Here is an 18721-nt window from a genome sequence, read left to right as displayed (position 1 = left end):
ACCGCATGCGGCTGATCGGTACGCGTGACCGGATCAACCAGTGGATGCAGGGGCATCCGGAGGACTATCGCTGACCTGGGGGACCGGGTTCCGGGGATCGTCGATGTCGACCGCGAGCTCGAACTCGGCGGACGAGTAGAAAATAGCGACGTTCCCCAACACTCGAATCCGGGTGAATGGATTGGACTCCGCGAAGAAAATCGCCCAGATCAGCTTACGGTCGGTAGTCAGACGGACGATGAACCCCTCCGAACCGTACGACCCCTCGCCGCCCCACAGCAGCCCCCTGTCCCCCAGGTCTGCGACGGCGCGCCCGTCGACCGAGGACACCCAGGCCGGGTTCTCCGCCAGCATCGCGTCGAGATCGAAGGGATCGAGCACCGCGAGGCGGGCCGGCGCCCCGGAGATGAGGGCGACCTCGTAGGAACGCCCGTCGGCGAAGTGGAGCGCGTCCTCGATGGGAAGCTGGTAGTCCTCCTCCCACAGCCGTTCGATCGTGGTCATTTCTTTTTGCACCTTCCGTTGCGCACGTGTCGTGGCCTCTCCTGGAGTCCGGTGGGGGGAACCGGCTCGCCCAGTTCATTTCTGTTTATCCCCTTATTCATACGTCTTCTGAACTGTTCCGCCCACGTCCGGCCGGTGGTCGATTCGGGGTGGGGCGCGTTGGGGTCGACGCGCTCGATGATGACCGGCCGCCCCACTTCGCGTGCCGCGTCGAGCCGTCGGTTGTCGTACGACACCAGCTGACCGTCCACTTCCATCACCTTCAGCGCCGTACCGGGACGCCGCCAGTCCCACTCGCCGGAGCGCATCTGCTCCACGTAGTCGTTCGGTGACACCGTACGTTGGGAGAAGTTGATGTCGTCCGGGTTGGCCCACTCCGGGTCGCCCGAAAGCCCCAGGTGGTCGGTCCAGCTGTGGGGGTTGCGGACGTAGGCCGCCGCGTTGGGCGCCGGTGCCAGTCCGAGCGGGTCCGGTGTGGTGTAGCGGGCGGTTTCCGGGTCGTAGTGCCGGAAGTAGTTGTAGTGGAGGCCGGTTTCCTCGTCCGCGTACTGGCCGGGGAAGCGCAGCAGGCAGTCCACCTCGCCGCCCGAGGCGGGCAGGGGGGTGCCCCAGAGGGTGGTGCGGGCCTGCCAGGCGAGGGTGCCGTCCGGCGTGACCAGTTCGACGGGCGTACCGACCAGGTCCGTGACGATCGCGAAGAAGCGGGCGTCGTACTCGGACTGGGGGATGGTGTCGGCCTCGGCCGGCCGGTGGACGGACTGGGCCATCGGGCGGTGGGTGCCGGGCGCGTAGTCCCAGGTGGTCGTCGTGTCGTCCGGGGCGGACTGCTCGGCCAGGGCCGTGCCGTCCCAGGTGAAGGCGAGGACGGTTCCGTCGGGTCCCGTCTTGGAGACGCGGCGGCCCAGGGGGTCGTAGGCGTAGGTCCATTCCTCGCCGCTGGGAGTGGTGGCCCGGGTGAGGCGGTTCTCCCCGTTCCACGTGTATGTCCAGGTGCGGGTCTGGCCGTTGAGGAGCTTGCGGGTTCTGCGGATCAGCCGGCCGGCGGCGTCGTGTTCGTAGGTGGTGCGGCCCGCCCGGCGGATGAGCGCGCCGTCGTAGCTCCGCTCTCCGGTCGTGGGGTGGTGCGGTGCGTCGGCGTGGGTCTGGTTGCCCGTCCTGTCGTACGCGTATCTCTCGCTCCACCCGTGTGCCTGGACGTCCGTGACCCGGCCTATGGGGTCCAGCGCGAACCGCCGTGTTCCCGTGGTCAGTTCGCGTATCTCGGTGAGGTAGCCGTCCGGGCGGTAGGCGTAGGTGCGCTGCTGGAGGATCCGGTCCGCCTCGCTGCCGTCGTGGGCGGCGAGGGTCTGGGTGGTGAGGCGGTTGCCCTTGTCCCACGCATGGGTGAGGGTGGTGGCGTCTCCGATGCGGCGCTCCGTCTCACGACCCGCGGCGTCGTAGGCGAAAGCGAGAGCGCCGTCGCCCCGGCTCAGTCCGGTGGGACGGCCCGCCGGGTCGTAGGACCATTCCGAGCGCACACCGGCGGGTGTGGTGCGCGAGGTGCGGCGGCCCACGGTGTCGTACGTGTACGTGCTGGTGCGGCCGTTGACCGACTCCGATATGACTCGGCCGACCGCGTCGTGCTCCCGGGTCACCGCCGCGTCCGCGTTGTCCGCGTGGAGCAGGGCACCGTTCGCGGCGTACGCGTAGGACGTCACCTCACCGGTGGACTCGTCGAGCTGGGCGGTCATGCGTCCGAGCGCGTCGAGGGTGAAGCGCAGTGTCTGGCCCACCGCGTTCGTCTGGGCCGTGAGGCGGCCCGCCGGGTCGCGTTCGTAGGTGCGGGCGGCACCGTCGAAGTCGGTCTCCGCGACCAGGTGGCCCGCCGCGTCGTAGGTGTAACGCCAATGCCGGCCCTGCGGGTTGGTGACCTCGGTCAGGCGCAGCTCGGTGTCGTAGGCGAAGGTGTGGTGCGCCCCGTCGGGGTCGGTCCTCGTGGCGGGCTGGTCGAAGTGGGTGTACGTGTAGGTGGTGGTGTTGCCTGCCTCGTCGGTGTGCAGGACCAGGTTGCCCTCGGTGTCCCACTGCCACTCCTCGCGGGCGCCGTCCGGTCCCTCGCGCCAGGCCGGCATGCCCTCGATCGTCCAGCCGTGACGCGTGGTCCGGCCCAGGGCGTCGGTGACGGCGGTGACCTGGCCGTGCGGGCCGCGGCGCATCCGGAGGGTGGAGCCCACCGGGGTCGTCGTCTCGACGGGGAGGCCCGCGGCGTCCGTGACGAACCGGGTGGTGTGTCCCAGCGGGTCGGTGACGGAGGTGAGGTGGCCCAAGCCGTTGTAGCCGTAGTGGGTGACGGCGCCGCCGGGGTCGGTGGTGGACGTGTGGGAGCCGCGCTCGTCATAGGTGTGGCGCCACACCGCGCCGCCCGGCTCCCGGGTCTCCAGCGGCAGGCCGCGGTCGTCGTAGACGGTCCCGGCCACCGTGCCGTCGGGCCGCTCGACGGTGACCAGCCGGCCTTCGTCGTCGTAGCCGTAGCGCGTGGTGCGGCCCAGGGGGTCGGTGACGGCGACGGGATGCCGGCTGTCGTCGTCCCACTCCGTGAGCGTGGTGCTTCCCAGCGGGTCCGTGTAGGAGACGATCTTGTACGCCTCGTTGCAGACGTACACGGAGGTGTTGCCCTGCGAGTCGGTGTAGCGGGAGGTGCGGGCGGTCTCGTCGTAGTGCATGCGGCCCGACAGGATGCCGTCCGGCCCGATGCCCCGCAGTACACGGCCCTGCCGGTCGTAGACGTAGCCGTACGAGGTGCCGTTGCGGTCCGTCCACGACGTGATGCGGTGCTCCGCGTCGTACCGGTAACGCATGGCCTTGTTGGTCGAGTTGAAGACCTGCGCCAGGTTGCCGGCGGCGTCGTAGGAGTAGGAGACGAGCGTGGTGCTGTGCTCGCGCCGTGCGCCGTGCAGGAGGCGCAGGGCGGTGATCCGAGGTATCCCGGGATCGGTGTCGATGGCGATGCGGTAGCCGCCGGAGTGCCTGATCTCCTTCGGTGTGCCCTCGGTGTCGTAGACGACGTCGATGCGGTCGCCGTCGCCGTCGCCGTTCCGGTCGGTGATCGCGGTCAGCGCCAGCTCGCGGCCGCTCACGGGCAGCGGGGCGAAGTGGAGCGTGCGGTTGCGGTCCGGGACGACGATGCGCATGGTGCCGGCCGGGTCGCCGTCCCAGTACAGCGGCCAACGGGGCCCCGAGGTGGGGAGCGTGGCCTCCCCGGGCGTCGGCACCGGGTACGTCAGCAGCATGCCACCGTCTGTGATGTAGACGATGCCCTTGCCGTCGATCTCCAGCCGCTGGTCGAGCGTGCCCGCCCAGGTGGGGCCGAACCAGCCCCCGCACGGGTGCCCCGAGACGTAGTGCCGCTCCAGGACCACCGGAAGGGCGCCGGGCAGCGTGACGTCGGTGGCGGACATGAGCATTTCGCCCGTCGCCACGTCGATCGGCTCACCGGTCGTCGGGCGCTCCTCGTTGGGCGTGGTGTTCCTGTCCGGGTGGCTGTCCGTCCGCGCGCGGGCGCTGCCGTCCCGGCGCAGGCCCTCCACCCGGCCGCGCAGGCGCTGCGCGGCGTTCTTGGCGACGGAGGCCCCGCGCCGCGCCGCGCCGGTGCCGCCGGTGGCGAGGGCGAGGAGGACCTCGGGCGTCAGCAGACCGGCCGCCCTGGCCGGGTTGCGCTGCCATTCGTCCCAGTGGACGACGGCCTTGGCGAACTCCTGGGGGTGCTGCACGGCGTACGACGCGCCGTCCACCATGCCCGCAAGGTGCAGCCCGAGGCCGTCCGGGCCGTCGTTCACGAGGTCGTCGAACCCCTCGTACCAGCCGCGCATGGTGTCGCCCGCGCCGCCGAAGAAGTCTCCGGCCCCCTTCTGGAACTTGTCCCATCCCTTGCGGGGCGGCGGCTTGTCGGGGGCTTCCTCCGCGGCGTTGTCGAGCTTGCGCTTGGCCGCGACGATGACGGTGTCGAGCTCGCTCTCCAGCTTGTCCAGGCGGCCGTAGCAGTCCTGCAGCGCGGCGAGGCCCGGATCGTCGTCCGGCGGACGCTCCGGCAGCGGGTCTTCCTTGCGTTCCAGGGCGGCGTTGTAGTCCGTGACCCGCTTCCAGTACTTCTTGGAGGTCGCCCGGGCCTCGTCGGCGTCGTCGATGATCGGCCTGACACGCGTGTGGACCGAGCGCAGCGTGTACGCGTAGGAGTCCAGGGCCTTCCCGGAGGCCTCGAAGTACTGCTGTGCCGACTCCAGTTCCTGGGGGAGCTTGCGGGTGGCCTCCTTGAACCCCTCCGAGCCGGCCCCGGTCCAGTCCATCAGGGACAGGTCGCCGAGCTTGTCCAGGCCGTCCTTGAACGCCCCCGCGTAGGCGAGGAGTTTCAGGGCGAGTCCGTCGACGACCTCCGGGTCGCCGTAGATGACGTCGTCGGGCTTGGCGTGCGGAGGTATGCGCTCGCGCTCGCCGCCCTCCATGGCATCACGGCTCGTCATATCACCGGCCCCTTGTTCGATCCGCCGTCCACTTCCCAGCCGCCGTCCACCCGCAGACGGGGGTGCCGGGGCACATCCTGGTAACTGCCGGAGTCGCCGTCGTCCAGCCACGGCTCCTGGTAGATCTCGGGCGGCGGGTCGAACTTCGGCCGCGACCCCTCCTGCCAGGCCTTCATGCCCTCTTCCCCGAACGGCAGCTTGGCGATGTTGGCCGCGGTCGGCGAGAAGTTCTCGATGCACAGCAGATCGGCCAGCACGTAGGCGGCGAGGACCACCCGCAGCGTCTCCACCACGACATCCGTGTCCTCGGCCACCCGCCCCATGCCGAAGCCCCATTTCTCGAGCATCGTCCGGGTCGGGCCGACGATGTCGAAATCGGCCGACTCCGAGATCTCCGCGGACAACGTGTTCCAGTCCCGCTTGATCTTGTGCGCGGCGACCACGGACTCCTCCAGCGGAGCGAGCACCTTGCGCACCGAGTCGATCTCGATCCGGTACCCGTCTCCCGGGGCCGGCCCCGGCCCCGTCGGCGTCCTTCCGGCCTCAGGATCCGCCATCGTGCGCCTCCCGCGTCTCCGCCGCTTCGAGCGTATGCGCGTCCAGCACGAGCGGCCGCCGGCCCAGCGGGTCCACCAACGCCCGTACGCCCGGAGGCAGTAGCTCCACGAGGTCCTCTACGGTGGTGGACGCCCACCCGCAGGCCCCGGCGAACAGGCCCAGCGCCTCGACGGAGGTGAAGACCGGCACCACCGGCCCTTCCTCGGTCTCGCTCACCAAGAAGCCGGGGGAGTCCGGGCGTTGGAAGTACAGGCGGGCGGAGCGTAAGGACGCCATCTGCTCGGAGCGGGACATCGACGCGAACATCTCGTCGCGCAGCAGGTCACGCAGCGACATGTCTCCCCCTGGTTTGCTCTCGCTATCGCCCAGGAGAAGTTATCGCACGCGCGTGCCAGTTCTCAGTGAATATGGCAGGGGTGTGCGGAACCCCACTCACACAGGGTTCCGCCACGGCGCCCGCCCCAACGCGAGCCCTACCGCGCCGCGTTGCGCCACACCGTCACGTCGATCGTGACGTAGTCGCTCGGGGAGTCCTCCGGCGAGTGCCCCTGGTACGTCAGCAGCGCCATGTGTCCTGTGCCCGAAGTGACGCAGATCTGGCGCCCCTTGGACAGGATCTCCATCGGGATGGTGTCGGCGAACCGGGTCTCCGCACGGCAGACGTCCAACGAGCCATCCTGGCCCGGGTCGAGCAGGGTGAGGCGACCGTCCTCGCTCTCCGCGTCGAAATAGCCGGACTCGTAGGTCAGGTCGTACCCGTTGTCCGCGCCGCTCTGCGGCCGGACCTCCGGGTCGCCGAACGTCAGGTGGTACCCCTTCGTGAGGTTGATGCCCGGGAAGTCCTCGGGATCCGGGCTCGACGTGGCGGAGGGCATCGGGTTCGAGTCCTCCGGGGTGCTGCCGTCGTCGTCCGTGTCCGTGGCGCTGGGCTCGGGGCTCGGCTTCGCACTCGGCTTCGCGCTCGCCTTCGGGACGGGCGTGTTCTTGTCCTGGGCGGACGCGCTGTCCTTGGTGTCCTTGTCGTCGCCGTTCATCAGGAAATACGCCGTACCGCCGCCCGCGACGCCGAACAGCAGCGCCGCGACGATCGCGATGGCCGCCACCTTGCCGCGACGGCGCTTGGGCGGGGTCGGCGCGCCGGCCTGCGGCGTCGGCTGAGTGACGTGCGGCGGCGCGCCCCCGCCGGAGTACGCGGGCGCCGGACCCGGGTATCCGTAGGACGCCTGCTGCGCCGGGTACCCGTAGGCCGGGGTCTGCCCCGACGGCGGACCGAACGCCCCCGGGCTCACCGGCGCGGGCCCCTGCCCCGGCGGCGGCGTGACCGGCGGGCCGTACCCGGGCGGCGGGGTGCTGGGTGCCGGGGTCATGGGCGAATACGCGGCCGGGGCGGCGGGGGCAGCGGGCTCGGGCTCGACCGGCTGCGTGACGGGCGTGGCCGGCGCGGACGACGGGGGCGGCGGCGTCTGCACGGGGGCCGGTGCGGCGGCCCGTACGGTGATGTCGGCCGCGACCGGCTTCGGCAGCCAGTCCTCGGGCCGCCGCAGCACCGTCTCCGCGTTCGCGGTCTGGCACAGCTGGATCACCTCGGCGACCGACGGCCGGTCCTCCGGGTTCTTCGCCAGGCAGCGCCCGACCAGCTCCATCAGCCGCTCCGGCACACCGGTGAGGTCCGGCTCCTCGTGCACGATCCGGTAGAGCACCCCGTGCGAGGTCCCCTCACCGAACGCGGGCGACCCGGTGGAGGCGAACGCCGCGACCTGGCCGAGCGCGAAGATGTCCGTCGCCGCGGTGACCTTGCGCCCGGCGGCCTGCTCCGGCGCCATGAACGACGGGGTGCCGATGGTGACCCCGCTGCCCGTGAGCGACGTCGCGTCGGCCGCGTACGCGATGCCGAAGTCGATGACCCGGGGCCCGTCCGCCGCGAGCAGCACGTTCGACGGCTTCAGGTCACGGTGGACGATCCCCGCCCCGTGGATGACGTGCAGCGCCTCGGCCATGCCCGCGATCAGCAGCAGCACCGCCTCGACGGGCAGCGCGCCGTGCTCCACGACCGCGTCGGCGAGCGAGGGGCCCGGCACGTACGCGGTGGCGAGCCACGGCTGCGCGCCCTTGGTGTCGGCGTCGATCACCGGCGCGGTGAACAGCCCCTGCACGCGCTGCGCGGACTGCACCTCCTGCGCGAACCGCCGCCGGAACTCCGCGTCCTCGCCGAACTCGGGCCGGATCACCTTGATGGCGACGGGCCGCCCGCCGGGCGTGTACGACAGGTACACCTTGCCCATGCCGCCCGCGCCGAGCTTGGCGGCCAGCCGGTAGCCGGCGATGGTGGTGGGGTCGTCGCCCGAGAGGGGCTGGAAGACCTGCGAGTTGCCGTCTCTGCGTGGCTGCTGACCGCTCATGAACTCGTAACTCCCCCGGAGAGCGCTGCTGTAGAAACGGCACTTTATCCAAATGCCGGGGGCGAGGGGCCCCTGCGGAGCTACCGGAGCCGTAACGTTCAGCGGTTCGGGGGAAACGCGAATCGCACACCCGTGGCCCGCTCCGGCACACCGCCCCCGGGGTCCGGCCGCTGAGCGCCTCCTGAGGTGTCGGAGGGCCGCACTAGGCTGTAGATCATGTCGGACGACCCCCCTCTCATACAGAGCCTGCGCACCGCTGTCGCCGCCGCCCCCGCCGACGTGCCCCTCCGGCTCCACCTGGCCCAGCACCTGCTGGAGGCGGGCCGGGCCGACGAGGCCGTCACCGAGGCGGCCGTGGCCCTCCAGCACGCACCGGGCGACATCCAGGCCCGGGAGCTGATGCTCCGTGCGATGGGCGCGCCGCCCGCTGCCCCGTCCCCGCCCCCGGCCCCGGCCCAGTCCTCTTCCCCGGAGCAACCGCCGGCCCCGCGCACCGGGTTCGACTGGAAGGCCGCCGAGAACCAGGTCGGGGACGTCGTCCCGCCACGGTTCGCCGAGACGCCGGTCCGTGCGGACGGGCAGGACGATCCGGGCGACGCCGAGGCGTGGGACGTGGAGCAGCCCGGCACCGTACGACTGGCCGACGTCGGCGGCATGCAGGACGTGAAGGACCGCATGGAAGCCGCCTTCCTCGCCCCGCTCCGCAACCCCGAACTGCGCAAGCTGTACGGGAAGAGCCTGCGCGGCGGGCTGCTGCTGTACGGCCCGCCCGGCTGCGGCAAGACGTTCATCGCGCGGGCGGTGGCCGGTGAACTCGGCGCCGCGTTCCTGTCCGTGTCCGTGAACGACGTGCTCGACATGTGGATCGGCAACTCCGAGCGCAACATGCACGAGGTCTTCGAGACCGCCCGCCGCCAGGCGCCCTGCGTGGTCTTCCTGGACGAGCTGGACGCCCTCGGCGCCAAACGCAGCCGCACCGCGCACAGCGGCATGCGCAACGTGGTCAACCAGCTGCTCAGCGAGTTGGACGGCATCGACTCGGCGGCGAACGAGGGCGTCTTCGTGCTGGCCGCCACCAACGTGCCCTGGGACGTGGACAACGCCCTGCGCCGCCCCGGCCGCCTGGACAGGACCATCCTCGTACTCCCGCCCGACGGGCCCGCCCGGGAGGCGATCCTCCGCTACCACCTGCGGGACCGGCCCATCGAGAACGTCGACGTGGGGAAGCTGGTCAAGGCCACCGACGGCCTGTCCGGCGCGGACCTGGCCCACGTCTGCGAGGGGGCGGCCGAGCGGGCCCTGCTGGACTCGGTGCGGTCCGGAACCGTGCGGATGATCAACACGAAGGACCTGCTGGCCGCCGCGAACGAGACCGTTCCCTCCGCCGAACCGTGGTTCGCATCCGCGCGCAACGTGGCGATGTTCGCCAACGAGGGCGGCGCGTACGACGACTTGGTGGCGTACCTGAAGAAGAGGCGCAAGCTGTGACCACCTCCCTGCACCCCGCCGTGGAGCGGGCCGACCTGCTCACCGGCCTCAAACGGTACGAGGAGGCCAGGGAGCTGCTGGCCCGGCGGCTCGCCGAGGACCCCGAGGACATCCGGGCCTGGATCGAGCTCGCCCGGACCCATCTCGGGGACAAGGAGAACGGCGCCGAGGCCCTGGCGGCGACCGAACGGGCGCTCGCCCTGAACCCCGAGCACATCGGGGCGCTCCTCACGCACACGAGCGCCCTGCGTATCGGCGGCCGCTTCCCGGAGACCGAGGGCGTGCTGCGCGAGGTGATACGCCTGGCCCCCGACTACTGGTTCGGCTACGCACGGCTCGCCGACTGGCTCTGGCGCCTCCGGATGCTCAGCTCCGGAAAGTCCAACGGCGGCCAGATCCAGCGCGAGGACATGACGGCCGGGCTGCGGGAGGCCGACCTCATCGCCCAGGAGGCCATCCGGCTGGGCCCCGAGGAGGTGTACGCCTACGAGGTGGCCTGGCTCATCGCCGACATGTCCGGTGACCACGCCGCCGCCGCCCGGATGGACGAGGCCATCCTCCGGCTCGACCCGCAGCACGAGCGCGCCCTGGCCCGCCGGACCCGGAAGGCGGCGACCGCCCCCGGCGTCAAGGCGGCCGAGGCCGCCACCCTGTACGCCGACGCGCTCGCCTCCACGCCGGACTCCACGCCGATGCGGCAGGGCCTGGACGCGGCCTCGTACCGACTGCTGCGCGGCCTGCGCTGGCTCGCCCTGCTCTGCCTGGCCCTCGCCGCCGCGGGCATCGACCTGTTCCAGACGGACGGCGAGACGCAGCGCGAGCTGCCCCTGGTCCTCGGCCAGCGGCTCTGGGACCTCGTCCCCATGGCGGTCATCTGGGGTCTGGGCGCCCTGCTGCGCTACCGCCGCCTGCGTGCCGGGGTCAGGGTCAACCTGCTCTCGCTGATCCGGCGGCTGGCCTGGGCCCGCGTCGTGCTGGGGCAGGCGGCGTGGGCCATGCTCTGCGCGCTGCTCATCACCCAGGTCCCCTGGACGGAACGCACGGTCCCGATCGTGCTCTTCTGGGCGGGGCTGGTGCCGTCGTTGGCGACGATGTGGTTCGACCGGCCGAGGAACGGCTGAACCGGGCCCGGGGTAACGGAAGTCCGCAACCCGGTTGCCCCTGGAACGCCCGCTCGATCATGGCGGACAGCGGCCCCGGGACCGGAGGCCGCTCCCGGACGTAGGGCGCCGGCCGGCCAGGGCGTGAGCCCCCGCCGGCCGGCTCCGTGTCACGCGGTCGCGCAGGCCGCGCCGCTGAGGGTGAACGCGGCAGGGGCCGCGTTCGTGCCGCTCCGGTTGCCGGTGAAGCCCACGGTCACCGTGGAGTTCGGGGCGATCGTGGAGGTGTACGAGGCCGGCGTCACGCTCACCGAACCGCCGGTCTGCTCGGGCGTGCCGCCCCACATGTTGGTGATCGTCTGGCCGTTGGCGAAGGCGAAGCCGAGCGTCCAGCCGTCGATGGCGGCGGTGCCGGTGTTGCGGATGGTGATCTCGCCCTGGAAGCCGCTCTGCCAGTCACCGACCACCTTGTAGCCGACCGAGCAGCTGCCGGCCGGCGTGGTGGACCCCTCGTCCGTGGTGACGCCCACGGCTGCCGACCGTGCCGAACGGTTGCCGGCCGCGTCCCGGGCGTAGACCGCGAAGGAGTACGCGGTGTCGGCGCTCAGGCCCGTGACGGTGACGCTCGTCGTGGTCGAGGAGGCGACCTTGGTCTCCGTGCCGCCGCTGACGCGGACGACGTCGTAGCCGGCGACGGCAACGTTGTCGGAGGACGCGGCCCAGGTCAGTGTCGCGGAGGTGTCGGTGACGGCGGAGGCGGCCGGGGTGCCCGGGGTGGTCGGGGCCTCGGTGTCGTCCTCGGTGGCGCCGCCGTAGACCGTGGCCTCGTGGGAGGTCTGGGCGATGCCGTCGGCGCCGTGGAAGATGCGCTCGCCCCAGGAGCTGAGCTGCGCCGGGTCGAAGCCGATGGTCAGGTCGAGGATCGGGTCGGTGTTGCCGCTCCAGGACCAGGCGATCCAGCCGAGCCCGAGCCGCTGGGCCTCGGACATCATGGTGTCCTCGTCCGGGTCCCCGTACTGGTCGGCGGGGCCGCCGAACTCGCCGATGACCAGGGGCAGTCCGGCGTCCACGAACGCGTTCAGGTAGTCGGTGACCTTCTGGGCGGTGTTGTAGACGCTGTACATGTGGATCGAGAAGAGCAGGTTGCCGGTCGGGTCGGCGTCGTAGACCGCCTGGGCGTTGTCCCGCATGACGTTCTGCCAGTCCTGGCCCCAGTTGGGCGCGTCCACCATGATCGTGTGCGCGAAGCCGGCGGCCCGCAGCTTCTTGATCGCGGCGGTGGTGGGGGCGGTCCAGCCGGCCGGGTCGGTGTTGCCCCAGGGCTCGTTGCCGATGTTGATGACGACGTAGTCCTCCTGGCCCGCGAGGACGTCCTTGAGCCCGATCCAGTAGTCGGCCGCGTGGTCCAGCGTGCCGGCGGCGGAGTCCTCCCCGTACCCGGTGGTGTCGTGCACCTCCAGGACGCAGATCAGCCGGTTCGCCTTGCAGTCGGCGATGACGGCGGCGACGTCGTCCGGCCCGTTCTTGCTCCAGCGGTAGCCGTCGGACAGCACGACGCGGACGGTGTTGGCGCCGGTCGCCTTGATGTCGGCCAGCGACTGTGTCTCGTTCGGGTACCAGGTGTGCGCGTGGTTGACCCCGCGCATGATGAAGTCGTTGCCGTTGCCCTCGACCAGCCGGCCGTCGCTGATGTGCAGGCCCGTACCGGCGGCGGCCCGCGCCGGGGCGAGGCCGCCGAGCGCGAGGAACCCGAGCAGGGTGGCCAGGACGGTGAGGATGACGGTGGCGGGACGCTTCGCCGTATGTCTCGCTGTACTCACTGCGGCTCCAGATGGGGGAGGAGGAGGGGCGGACCACCCGTGTGGGAGCGCTCCCACACCGGTGCGCATCCATGAAGCCATTCAGTCAGGGGCACGTCAAGAGATCCGACGACTCGGCTTGACGGAGGCCGGCTTCAAACTTTTCCCGTCGGACTGTCGGAATCGGTGGACACCGTTCGTCGTCTTCATGAAACGTTCGGCACGGCAGCAAGGAGAACGGTCATGGAGTACGTGTTGTTCATCGCCACGGACCCCGCCGGGGAGCGCACCGACGAGAGCCCGGAGGCGTGGGTCGAGAAGTGGAACGGGCGCGGCGTCCGGCTGGAGGGAATGCCGCTCAAGTCCGTCGCGGAGACGACCACGGTCCGCGTCCGGGCCGACGAGGTCCTGGTCACCGACGGCCCGTTCGCCGAGACGGCCGAGTGGATCGCCGGGTACGACCTCCTGGAGGCCGCCGACCTGGACGAGGCGATCGAGGTCGCCGCCTCGCACCCGATGGCGACCGCCGGCCGCATCGAGATCCGCCCGGTCGAACCGGTCGACCACGGCCCGGGCACGGACAACGTCCCGCACGAGGGCGACGCCCCTGCCTCCCGCTTCCTCGCGATCGTGCGCACGGACCCGGCCGCGCCGCCGCATACCCCGGACCCGGCCGCGGTTGCGGAGTGGGTACGGGACGGCCTCGCGTCCGGCCGCTACCTGGGCGGCGAGCACCTGAGCCCGGTCGAGGACGCGACGCTCGTACGGCGGCGCGGGGGCGAACTCCTGGTCACCGACGGCGGATACGCGGACGTGCCGGAGTGGGTCGCGGGGCTCGTGTTCGTCGACGGGGACCGGGAGCAGGCGCTGGAGTACGTGGGGCGGTGCCCGATGGCCCGGTCGGGGATCGTTGAACTGCGTGAGTTCTGGCGGGACTTCGGGTGAGTACGGGGGCGGGGCTCGCCGGTGACACCGCACCGGCAGCCGTACGCGCGGCGCTCGCCGCCGCCCACCGTGCCGAGTGGGGCGTCGTGTTCGGCACGCTCGTCCGCCTCACCGGTGACTGGGAACTGGCCGAGGACTGCGCGCAGGACGCGTTCGCCCGTGCCCTGCCGGCCTGGGAGCGCGACGGGTTGCCGCGCCGCCCGGGGGCGTGGCTGGTGACCGCCGCCCGGCGCCGCGCCGTCGACGTACTGCGCCGCCGTACGACGGAGCGCGACAAGATCGCGGAGGCGGCGGCGCTGGAGGAGGCGTACGAGCCGGCGCCGCCCGGCGACGAGCGGCTGCGGCTCATCTTCACCTGCTGCCACCCGGCGCTCCCGCTCGAAGCCCGGGTGGCACTCACCCTGCGCGCGGTCGGCGGGCTCACCACGCGCGAGATCGCCCGCGCGTTCCTGGTCGGCGAGGACACCGTCTCGCAGCGCGTCCTGCGCGCCAAGCGGAAGATCGCGGCGGCCGGCATCCCGTACCGCGTGCCGCCCCCCGGCGCGCGCGCCGAACGGCTGGGCGGGGTCCTCGCCGTGCTGTACCTGATCTTCACGGAGGGCTACGCGCCGAGCGACGGCAGCACCACCCGCGACCGGCTCGCCGAGGAGGCCATCCGCCTCGCCCGCCTGGTCACGGCCGAGACATCGGACGAGCCGGAGGCGCGCGGCCTCCTCGCCCTACTCCTGCTCCAGCACTCCCGCCGCGCCGCCCGGCTCGACGCGGACGGCGGCCTGGTCACGCTGGAGCACCAGGACCGGTCGCTGTGGGACCACGCGCTGATCGCCGAGGGCGCGGCCCTGGCCCGGGAGGCGCTTCCCGGTCCCGTGGGGGACGGCTCCCCGGCAGGCGGGACGCGCCCCGGGCCCGCCCGCGTCGAGGGCGCCACCCTGGCCCGCGCCGCGTTCCCGGCCGACCCGCGCCCCGGGTCCGCCCGCGTCGAGGACGCCACCCTGGCCCGTGCAGCGTTGCCGGCCGACGGCCCCTACGTCCTCCAGGCCGCGATCGCCGCCCAGCACGCCCTCGCCCCGGACGCCGCCGCGACCGACTGGGCGGCGATCGTGGCCCTGTACGACCGCCTGCTCGCCCTGCGTACGAACCCGGTCGTCGCCCTCAACCGGGCCGTCGCCCTCGGCATGCGCGACGGCCCGCAGGCCCAGCTCGACGCCGTCGACGCGCTCGGTACGCCGAAGGAGCTGGCCGGCCACCACGCCCTGGCCGCCGTCCGCGCGGACGCGCTGCGCCGCCTCGGCCGTACGCGGGAGGCGGCGGCGGTGTACGAGGAGGCGCGGGCGGCCGCCCCGAACGGGGCGATCGCCCAGGAGTACGCTCGCCGGCTCACCGAGCTGGGACACCCGACGAAGGGAACACCGCGCGATGGCTGACGCCGACCACGCCGACCACGCCGACCACGCCGACCGCGACGAGATACACGCCCGGATCGCCAAGGGGCTCGTCTACACCGAGACCGAGGCCGCGTTCCTGGCCACCCGCCGCCGCGAGGACGAGATCTTCGCGTACAACCACACGCCCCCGGGCGACACGGAGCGACGCCGGGAGCTGCTCGTCGAGATCTTCGGCTCGGTCGGCGAACGCACGGTCCTCCAAGCCCCGTTCCACGCGGCGTTCGGCAGCAACGTCCACATCGGCGACGATTTCTTCGGCAACGTGAACCTGACGTTCGTCGACGACGTGGACATCCGGATCGGCAACGACGTCATGATCGCCCCGAGCGTGACGCTGACGACGACCGGACACCCGCTCCACCCCGCGCGCCGCGCGGACTTCGGCCGGTTCTCGGAGCCGATCGTGATCGAGGACAAGGTGTGGATCGGCAGCAACGTCGTGGTCCTGCCCGGCGTCCGTATCGGCTACGGCTCGGTCATCGGCGCGGGCAGCGTGGTCAGCCGCAGCGTCCCCGCGATGAGCGTCGCGCTCGGTACGCCGTGCCGGGTGGTCCGGCCCATCACGGACGAGGACCTCACCACCCGCGCCTAGGGCCTGTCCGGCGGATCGTGGTCGGGGCGCGACGCCTGGCACGGCACCTCGCCGCGTTGCCGAAACGCCCGAATGGCTCCGCTATTAGGACGCTCCGGCGCCTTGCGATGCACCACGCCAGACGCCGCGCCCTGTTCGACCCTGATCCGCCGGACAGGCCCTGACCGACCGCCTACCAGACGCCGTGGTACTGGACGCCCAGGACCAGGGCGGCGATCGCGGTGGCCAGGAACACGATCCCGCCGACGATGTTGCGGGAGCCCACCCGCAGATGGGCGATGATCGCGCCGATGAAGTAGAGGATCAGCCCGCAGGCCGCGAGCGTGCCGAGGGCCTGCACGGCGAGCCCGGCCGCCAGCCCGATGGTGCCCGCGGCCAGCAGCATCCCCAGGACCGGGACGTACTTGCGCGGGATCCCCTTCATGTCGGCCTGGGACTTGGGGTATTCGTGGCCGATGAGGTAGGTCACGGCTGCGGCGCCGTTGAAGAAGATGCCGAGGATGGTGACCGTGAGGTATGCGGTGCGCACGTTGTCTCCGCTTCTGAGGGGCCGTTGCGTCGGCGGCCCCAGGAGGCCGCTCCACGACTTGACGATTGACGCCCCCGTTCTGTGAGGTCACCGGCAGGACGGGCGTACGCGACGACGGGCGGGCTCGTGCGAGCCCGCCCGTTGGCCTCGGGGTACTGGCCGAGGAGCGGATGCCGGAGCGGATCGAGCGCCGACGAGCGGGTCCGTCCCGTGCCGCCCCGCGCGCGTCGCTAGTGCCGCGACGGGGCAAAGTTTGCCGGGAGGGGCACTAGCCGATCGGTCCGGCCCCGGTGGCCGCTACGGACAGCTCCCAGAGCCGTGCGGCCGAGGCCGGATCGACGGCGTAACCGCGGACCCAGCCGTCGTCCATCGGCCCGTCCTCGTCGGTGACCCGTGCCACCTCGCAGTCCTCCAGATAGAGGCCGCCGCGGTCGGCGAGGAGCGGGGAAGTCGCCGCCCACAGGCCCGTGGCGGCCCCCTGCGACGGGGACTTGAAGCCCTCGCCGATCACCGTTCCCCGCTCGTCCAGCCAGCCCATGTCGACCTGCTCGCGGTGCGTCAGCTCCCGCTGGAGGCCGGTGATGATGCTGCCCGGGTGGAGCGCGAACGCCCGGACCCCGTCGCCGCGGCCGAGGGCGTCCAGGTGGACGGCGAACAGGACGTTGGCGGTCTTGGCTTGCCCGTACGCCTGCCAGCGGTCGTAGCCGGTACGGAAGTGCGGGTCGTGCCAGCGGAAGTCGGTGATGCCGTGGGCCCCGGAGCTGTAGACGACGACGCGGGCGCCCGGGGCGGCGCGCAGGAGCGGGTACAGCTCGCTCACCAGGGTGAAGTGCCCGAAGTGATTGGCGGTGAGCTGGTACTCCCAGCCGGGCCCGGCACGTCGCTCCGGCGTGACCATCACCCCGGCGACGGTCATCAGGAGGTCGAGCCGGCCGGCCGTCTCCCGGATGTGCGCGGCGGCGGCCCGGACGCTGCCGAGGTCGGTGAGATCCATGGGCACGACCTCGCAGGCGGCGCCTGGAAGTCCGGCGAGTGCCTTGCGGGCGGCCTCGGGGCGGCGGGCGGGGACGATGACCCGGGCGCCTGCCGAGGTCAGGGCCCGCACGGTCTCCAGCCCGAGGCCGGAGTAGCCGCCGGTGACGACGGCGGACCTGCCGGAGAGGTCGACCCCGGCCATGACGTCCTCGGCGGTGGACTTCGCGGAGAAGGGGGAGTCGACGGGTTGCTGCACGGTGTCGGTACGAGTGCTCATGCCGGGAAGCTACGAGCTGGAGCAGGGTCTAGATCAAGCCCTAGGCTGACCCGCATGGCGACGACCAGGACCTCCCCCACCGAATCGCTCGGCATCGGCGAGGTCGCCGACCGCACCGGCCTGAGCGTCCACGCCCTGCGCTTCTACGAGCGCGAGGGCCTGCTGACCGGCCCGGTCCACCGCAACGCGGGCGGCCGCCGGCGCTACAGCCCCGCCGACGTCGGCTGGCTGGGGATCTGCGTCCGGCTGCGGGAGTCCGGCATGCCCCTCGCCGAACTGAAGCGGTTCGCCGAACTGGTCCGGGAGGGAACGGGCAACGAACCCGAACGCCTGCGGCTCCTCGACGCCCACCAACGGCGCGTCGAGGACCGGATTCGCGCACTGCAGGAGTGCCACTCCATCATCGCCCTGAAGGTCGACGTCTACGCGGAACACGTGGCACGCGGCACAGCCGCCGGACTGTGGGACCCGACGGCTGTCGACAAAGAGACGGGTGCGCCGTCCGAAGCCTGATCCCTCCGCTGTCCGCGTGATCGCACGCGGTGACGCCGTACGCCCCTACCGGACCCGCTGGGAGCCGCACTCCAGGGTCGTGGCGTCCTCCCGGGCCACACGCGCGCCGGGCGGGCCGACGGCCGGGACCTGGCGGCGGCCCGGCAGGTCAGGACTGCTGCTTCTGCTGACCAGCCTGCTTGACGACCTTGTCCGTCACGTCGACGGTGTCCCCGGCGGCGGGCGCGTCGACGTCGACGTCGGTCCCGAAGTCGCTGAAGTCCATGACGACCTTGACCTTGCCCTGGTTCGCCGACCCGGAGTCCTTGGCGCCGCCGGTGGGCTGCGCGGTCATCTCGATCTGCTGGCGCCGGGTGATCCCCTTGCCGTCGATCCACAGGTCCACCGGCACCGTCTCGCCGAGCTGCTCGCGCAGCTTCTTCGCCTGCGCGGCGTCGCCCTTGGCGAGCTTGTCGATGTCGAGGCCGACCTTGTAGTGCGTCGTCCGGACGCCGCCCAGGTCCTCCGTACCGACCTTCTTCACGTCCTTCTCGGACAGCGCCTTGGAGTACGCGAAGGAGTCGGACGGGTCGCTGACCTGGCCGTTCCCGGCGACCCCGGAGGTGCGCAGCTTCTCGATGTCGATCTTCATCCAGCTCTTGCCCCCGGGCAGCCCGCCCTGCCCCTTCGGCGGCTTCTGGTAGATCACCTCGTCCACGACCCGCTGCTCCAGCCGCTGCCCCGACTGCTCCATGGCCAGCTTGCTCTCCCCGTCCTCGAAGTCCATGACCCCCGAGCCGGTGACGGTCTGGCTCTGCCCCTTGGCGCTGACCGAGGTCGTGATCTTCACACGTGCGGACCCGGCCTCGGTGGTGTTCTTGTTGGTCGCCTGCACGACCTGCGTGGGCGACTTGCCGGCGTCCCGGCCCGCCCCGGAGGGCTTCGCCTCGGACGCGGAGCCACCCTTGTCGTCGGACCCGCACCCCGCCAGCGCGGCAGCGGCCAGCAGACCGGCCACCCCGTACGCGGCCGCCTTCGTCCCCCGGAACTTCGCATTCGCCATCACAGCAGCCTCCCCAAGTAGAAACCGTTACGTCCGGTATGCGCCCGGTGCCCGGGGGG

At 71.9% G+C, this 18721-nt stretch carries 15 protein-coding genes; 6 read left to right on the top strand and 9 right to left on the bottom strand.

Translation table 11 applies throughout. From position 1 onward, the window contains the following. Positions 1–33: 33 nt before the first annotated feature. From OG242_RS10780 to OG242_RS10760, 5 genes are all read right to left on the bottom strand, one after another. Positions 34–504: a hypothetical protein gene (locus tag OG242_RS10780; protein WP_405897945.1), complete on the bottom strand. Its 471-nt coding sequence runs from the start codon at positions 502–504 to the stop codon at positions 34–36. Further along, positions 501–5000, bottom strand: coding sequence for a putative T7SS-secreted protein (locus OG242_RS10775; RefSeq protein WP_405897944.1), 4500 nt, complete (start codon positions 4998–5000; stop codon positions 501–503). The genes OG242_RS10780 and OG242_RS10775 overlap by 4 nt, the downstream gene beginning before the upstream one ends. Next, positions 4997–5557, bottom strand: coding sequence for a hypothetical protein (locus OG242_RS10770; protein ID WP_405897943.1), 561 nt, complete (start codon positions 5555–5557; stop codon positions 4997–4999). Before OG242_RS10770 ends, OG242_RS10775 begins: the two co-directional genes overlap by 4 nt. Continuing rightward, positions 5544–5894 carry an SseB family protein gene (locus OG242_RS10765; RefSeq protein ID WP_405897942.1) on the bottom strand — a complete coding sequence of 117 codons (351 nt, stop codon included), beginning with the start codon at positions 5892–5894 and terminating at the stop codon, positions 5544–5546. The genes OG242_RS10770 and OG242_RS10765 overlap by 14 nt, the downstream gene beginning before the upstream one ends. Before the next feature lie 137 nt (positions 5895–6031). Further along, entirely contained in the window at positions 6032–7957 is a 1926-nt protein-coding gene (locus OG242_RS10760; RefSeq protein ID WP_405897941.1) for a protein kinase domain-containing protein, read from the bottom strand. Positions 7958–8173: 216 nt separating this feature from the next. Between OG242_RS10760 and OG242_RS10755 the strand changes: the two genes are divergently transcribed. Further along, positions 8174–9445, top strand: coding sequence for an ATP-binding protein (locus OG242_RS10755; RefSeq protein ID WP_405897940.1), 1272 nt, complete (start codon positions 8174–8176; stop codon positions 9443–9445). Further along, entirely contained in the window at positions 9442–10566 is a 1125-nt protein-coding gene (locus OG242_RS10750) for a tetratricopeptide repeat protein (protein ID WP_405897939.1), read from the top strand. Before OG242_RS10755 ends, OG242_RS10750 begins: the two co-directional genes overlap by 4 nt. A 149-nt stretch (positions 10567–10715) precedes the next feature. Here OG242_RS10750 and OG242_RS10745 read toward each other — a convergent pair whose 3' ends face one another. Beyond that, a complete protein-coding gene (locus OG242_RS10745; protein ID WP_405897938.1) occupies positions 10716–12365 on the bottom strand; it encodes a cellulase family glycosylhydrolase in 1650 nt (549 codons plus the stop codon). 222 nt (positions 12366–12587) lie between these two features. Here OG242_RS10745 and OG242_RS10740 point away from each other — a divergent pair, with 222 nt between their 5' ends. The 3 genes from OG242_RS10740 to OG242_RS10730 are packed head-to-tail and all read left to right on the top strand — an operon-like array spanning position 12588 to position 15326. Then, positions 12588–13289, top strand: a complete 702-nt coding sequence (locus tag OG242_RS10740; protein ID WP_405897937.1) for a YciI family protein — start codon at positions 12588–12590, stop codon at positions 13287–13289. Continuing rightward, positions 13286–14713: an RNA polymerase sigma factor gene (locus tag OG242_RS10735; RefSeq protein ID WP_405897936.1), complete on the top strand. Its 1428-nt coding sequence runs from the start codon at positions 13286–13288 to the stop codon at positions 14711–14713. The genes OG242_RS10740 and OG242_RS10735 overlap by 4 nt, the downstream gene beginning before the upstream one ends. Next, positions 14706–15326: a sugar O-acetyltransferase gene (locus OG242_RS10730; RefSeq protein WP_405897935.1), complete on the top strand. Its 621-nt coding sequence runs from the start codon at positions 14706–14708 to the stop codon at positions 15324–15326. Before OG242_RS10735 ends, OG242_RS10730 begins: the two co-directional genes overlap by 8 nt. A 172-nt stretch (positions 15327–15498) precedes the next feature. Here OG242_RS10730 and OG242_RS10725 read toward each other — a convergent pair whose 3' ends face one another. Together OG242_RS10725 and OG242_RS10720 are read right to left on the bottom strand one after the other, a co-directional pair. Continuing rightward, positions 15499–15855: a DoxX family protein gene (locus tag OG242_RS10725; protein ID WP_405897934.1), complete on the bottom strand. Its 357-nt coding sequence runs from the start codon at positions 15853–15855 to the stop codon at positions 15499–15501. Positions 15856–16123: 268 nt separating this feature from the next. Next, positions 16124–17107 (bottom strand): oxidoreductase, encoded by a 984-nt coding sequence (locus OG242_RS10720; protein ID WP_405897933.1) that lies wholly within the window; start codon positions 17105–17107, stop codon positions 16124–16126. A 54-nt stretch (positions 17108–17161) separates the two neighbouring features. Here OG242_RS10720 and OG242_RS10715 point away from each other — a divergent pair, with 54 nt between their 5' ends. Further along, positions 17162–17620 carry a MerR family transcriptional regulator gene (locus OG242_RS10715; protein WP_405897932.1) on the top strand — a complete coding sequence of 153 codons (459 nt, stop codon included), beginning with the start codon at positions 17162–17164 and terminating at the stop codon, positions 17618–17620. Between the two features lie 148 nt (positions 17621–17768). Here OG242_RS10715 and OG242_RS10710 read toward each other — a convergent pair whose 3' ends face one another. After that, on the bottom strand, positions 17769–18662 hold the full coding sequence (locus tag OG242_RS10710; RefSeq protein ID WP_405897931.1) for a hypothetical protein: 894 nt from the start codon (positions 18660–18662) through the stop codon (positions 17769–17771). Positions 18663–18721 lie beyond the last annotated feature (59 nt).

The organism is Streptomyces sp. NBC_00727, from assembly GCF_045161745.1.
Lineage (GTDB): Bacteria > Actinomycetota > Actinomycetes > Streptomycetales > Streptomycetaceae > Streptomyces.
Note: the sequence above shows the minus strand (reverse complement) of the source record. Positions and strands in the feature narration are given on the sequence as shown.

What these genes read in the sequence shown, in the direction of transcription:
- OG242_RS10715 (WP_405897932.1), top strand. Translation starts at nt 17,162, where the DNA reads ATGGCGACGACCAGGACCTCCCCCACCGAATCGCTCGGCATCGGCGAG.
- OG242_RS10730 (WP_405897935.1), top strand. Translation starts at nt 14,706, where the DNA reads ATGGCTGACGCCGACCACGCCGACCACGCCGACCACGCCGACCGCGAC.
- OG242_RS10710 (WP_405897931.1), bottom strand. Translation starts at nt 18,662, where the DNA reads ATGGCGAATGCGAAGTTCCGGGGGACGAAGGCGGCCGCGTACGGGGTG.
- OG242_RS10760 (WP_405897941.1), bottom strand. Translation starts at nt 7,957, where the DNA reads ATGAGCGGTCAGCAGCCACGCAGAGACGGCAACTCGCAGGTCTTCCAG.
- OG242_RS10770 (WP_405897943.1), bottom strand. Translation starts at nt 5,557, where the DNA reads ATGGCGGATCCTGAGGCCGGAAGGACGCCGACGGGGCCGGGGCCGGCC.
- OG242_RS10740 (WP_405897937.1), top strand. Translation starts at nt 12,588, where the DNA reads ATGGAGTACGTGTTGTTCATCGCCACGGACCCCGCCGGGGAGCGCACC.
- OG242_RS10755 (WP_405897940.1), top strand. Translation starts at nt 8,174, where the DNA reads ATGTCGGACGACCCCCCTCTCATACAGAGCCTGCGCACCGCTGTCGCC.
- OG242_RS10765 (WP_405897942.1), bottom strand. Translation starts at nt 5,894, where the DNA reads ATGTCGCTGCGTGACCTGCTGCGCGACGAGATGTTCGCGTCGATGTCC.
- OG242_RS10775 (WP_405897944.1), bottom strand. Translation starts at nt 5,000, where the DNA reads ATGACGAGCCGTGATGCCATGGAGGGCGGCGAGCGCGAGCGCATACCT.
- OG242_RS10780 (WP_405897945.1), bottom strand. Translation starts at nt 504, where the DNA reads ATGACCACGATCGAACGGCTGTGGGAGGAGGACTACCAGCTTCCCATC.
- OG242_RS10720 (WP_405897933.1), bottom strand. Translation starts at nt 17,107, where the DNA reads ATGAGCACTCGTACCGACACCGTGCAGCAACCCGTCGACTCCCCCTTC.